Source organism: Thermoanaerobacterium sp. PSU-2 (assembly GCF_002102475.1).
In the GTDB taxonomy this organism is placed as follows: Bacteria; Bacillota; Thermoanaerobacteria; order Thermoanaerobacterales; family Thermoanaerobacteraceae; genus Thermoanaerobacterium.
Genome location: NZ_MSQD01000044.1, coordinates 1 through 585, shown reverse-complemented (window position 1 = coordinate 585; position 585 = coordinate 1). Strand labels below are relative to the sequence as shown.

The following is a 585-nucleotide window of genomic DNA, read 5'->3' as shown; positions in this document are numbered from 1 at the left end:
TATACAAAGAAATTGAATGGCACTTGTATCACTACTTTGACTTGAAAAGAGAAGTGAAAGAATATAGAGAAAAAGTATTAAATTCAAGTACACCTCTTTTTGGAAAGGTTGGAGAAGGACAATCTTACCATAGTGATAGCACAGCGATAAAAGCATTGATGTTGGCTAAACCACCTAAAGAGATAGAAGAATATGAAAAATGGTTTACGATAATAGAAAAAACAATTCAGAAGTTTAAAAACACAGATAAGGAAAAGTTATTACAATTAATATATTTTGACGAGGAAGGGCGAGAATATATTCGGAAAAGGTTACATATCGAAAGAGCTACGTATTTTCATTGGAAGGATGAGATAATATTATATATTGCGCTATTAGCAGCACAAGAAAATTTGATAAAAGTCTAAATCACTTGACAGAATGTTTGATATCAGCAGTGTTACTTGACAAACTAAGAATAATATGGTAAAATACTTTCATAAGGATTTGTAAAGGAGAGTGGGAAATTGGATTTGGCAAAGTTCAAAACTGCTGATGATATATTAAAAGAGTATGTTTCAGATGTAATGAAAATTGAACTCGGAC

At 30.9% G+C, this 585-nt stretch carries 1 protein-coding gene; it reads left to right on the top strand.

The features are described 5' to 3' along the window. A partial coding sequence (locus BVF91_RS13045) for a DUF1492 domain-containing protein (RefSeq protein WP_085113771.1) occupies window positions 1–407 on the top strand: 407 nt, incomplete at its 5' end. Between the last annotated feature and the right edge of the window lie 178 nt (window positions 408–585).